At 44.9% G+C, this 2,715-nt stretch carries 3 protein-coding genes; all 3 read left to right on the top strand.

What is annotated here, in order from left to right; translation table 11 throughout:
- The coding region (locus PHX29_07415) for a formate--tetrahydrofolate ligase (protein ID MDD5605710.1) at positions 1-278 on the top strand (278 nt) is incomplete at its 5' end.
- A gap of 40 nt (positions 279-318) precedes the next feature.
- Complete coding sequence (locus PHX29_07410; GenBank protein MDD5605709.1) at positions 319-2,211, top strand: ASKHA domain-containing protein; 1,893 nt, start codon at positions 319-321, stop codon at positions 2,209-2,211.
- Between the two features lie 66 nt (positions 2,212-2,277).
- The coding region (locus tag PHX29_07405; protein MDD5605708.1) for a tetrahydrofolate dehydrogenase/cyclohydrolase catalytic domain-containing protein at positions 2,278-2,715 on the top strand (438 nt) is incomplete at its 3' end.

Raw genomic sequence — 2,715 nt, 5'->3', positions numbered from 1 at the left:
CAATGAGTAAAATTGAAAGACTGGAAAAAGAAGAGACAATGCGAAACTTCCCCGTATGCATGGTTAAAACCCACCTTAGCCTGTCCCACGACCCACAAATAAAAGGCCGCCCGGTTGGTTGGGAATTACCGGTAAGCGATATACTTACTTACGGAGGGGCCGGTTTTATAGTTCCGGTAGCCGGCGGGATTAAACTCATGCCTGGCACCTCTTCCGATCCGGCTTATCGTAGAATCGACGTAGATACTGAAACGGGTAAAGTAAAGGGATTATTCTAGTGTCAAGCAGTAAAGGATTAAGCAAAGAAGGGCAATATTATTGACTGGTAAACCGAGCGTGCAATACAACATCAGATTCTTACCGGATAATATCATTGTAAAAGGAAGCTCCGGTGAGTCTATTCTTAAAACCGCCCTGAAAGCTGGTATTCATCTAAGCACAACATGTGGCGGCTCGGGAACCTGCGGTTCGTGCCGGATAATAGTAAGAGAAGGGCAGCTGGATAGCGCATATTCAGATACCATCCCCGAAGACGAATTTAAAAGTGGTGTCCGACTGGCATGCCAGAGTTACATTTCGGGTGATGTAACAGTTGAAGTAGTGCCCAATACCATCAATCCGGAAGAACCAGCCGCAAGCCGGACTTTCTATTTGCCAGAATCGCTGCCGGCAATAAATCCACTTGTCTGCAAGCTGGTAATAAAGCTGCCTGTTCCGACACCAGAAGACAACAGCCCTGACCTTAAACGCCTTAAGTACAGCCTGAAGAACCTTGGTTACAACAATATATGTATTGACTACGACGCCCTGAAAACAATTCCAGAGGTGGTAAGAGACCAAAACTGGGAGGTTACTGCTACAATTATAAGGTCATCTCCGGCACCACTACTTTCGAGATTGGAGAGTGGAGATACTTCTGCGGATAATTACGGTATAGTTTTCGACATAGGTACTACTGCAGTCCGCGGACGATTGATAGCTCTGGAAAACGGTAAGATCCTGGCAGAGGAAACCACCTATAACCGGCAGAGAGATTACGGAGATGATGTAATAAGCCGGATCGCCTATTGCCATAGGCCTGGAGGCATCGAAGCGCTTCAGCGTTTAACCACCGATACACTCAACAAACTGATTGAAAACATGACCTGTTCAGCGGGAATAGAGAACGAAAACGTTAGCCTGGTGGTAATTGCTGCCAATACAATAATGGTACAACTCCTGCTTGCAATAAATCCGGAACCGTTAAGACTTTCACCATATGTACCGGCTGTTAACAGCCTACCGCTGATTAAAGCTGACCGCCTGGGTATTAACCTCGGCAAACATTGTTATGTAAACATTATCCCGGTGGTGGCTAGCTATGTCGGTGGCGATATTGTTGCCGGGGTTACAGCTTGTAGTATGCACAATCGTGAACAAACCAGCCTGTACATCGATATTGGCACCAACGGAGAAATAGTTCTGGGCAAACGGGATTGGATGGTAACTGCCGCTTGCAGTGCCGGCCCAACCTTCGAAGGCGGAGGAATTAAATATGGCATGCTGGCAATCAATGGGGCAATCGAAGGATTTGAGCTTCCAAATCCATTTGATCAACCTTTAATAAAAGTGATAGGTAACAAAAGCCCGGCTGGAATTTGCGGTTCCGGATTAATAAATGCAATTTCAGCGCTATTTTCCGCTGGCATTCTGGGGCAAAATGGCAAGTTCAATTCTGAGTCAGCGTGCAAGCGCCTCCGTCAGGGAGAAGATGGTTTTGAGTATATCATTGTTGAAGCTCAACAAACTTCTATCGGAAAAGACATCGTACTTACAGAAGTAGACGTGGATAATTTCGTTCGCTCGAAAGCGGCTATCTATGCAGGTTGCCAGACACTTGCTGAAAGCATTGGAATTGATATGAGTGAAATTGATAATATTATCATAGCTGGCACATTCGGCAGTCATATCGATATTGATAATGCGATAAAAGTTGGGCTGCTGCCTGACATAGCCAGGGATAAATTCCAGTTCATCGGCAATGGCTCTCTCATGGGAGCTTATTCAGCAATTCTTTCCCTGGAGATGTACCAGGATATGTTGAAAATCGCCGATACGATGACCAGCATAGAGTTATCGGAAAATCGGCTGTTTATGGATAATTATGTAGCCAGCCTCTTTTTACCACATACAGACATGAGCAGATTCCCTTCAATAATAACCTGGCATTAGTAAAAATATTGCTGGCAAAGACGTATTTATCAGAAGCAGGTTGTGTAAATTGAAAAAGGAGAAATTATGCCCGCAAGATTGATCGACGGTAAAAAAATTGCTGAAGAGATTAAGGAGGAACTCAAAAACCAAGTTTTTGAGTTGAAGAATAAATATTCCCTCGTACCAGGTTTGGCGACTGTTTTGGTTGGCGACGACCCGGCTAGTCATGTTTATGTAAACTTAAAGATTAAAAATTGCGAAAATCTGGGGATCGCTTCTTTTAACTATCAAATGTCAGCTGGTACCAGCCAGGAAGAGTTGCTCGGCTTGGTGCATAAGTTGAATGCCGAACCTGCAGTTCATGGTATTTTGGTACAGGTTCCCCTGCCAAAATGTATTAATGAAACCGAAATCCTGCTGGCGATAGATCCCAAAAAGGATGTTGATGGCTTCCACCCCTACAGCCTTGGGAAAATGGTTATCGGGGAAGATACGTTTTTATCCTGCACCCCGGCCGGGATA

The sequence above is a fragment of the Dehalococcoidales bacterium genome, assembly GCA_028717385.1.
GTDB lineage: Bacteria > Chloroflexota > Dehalococcoidia > Dehalococcoidales > CSSed11-197 > CSSed11-197.
This window is presented reverse-complemented; position numbering and strand designations above follow the sequence as displayed.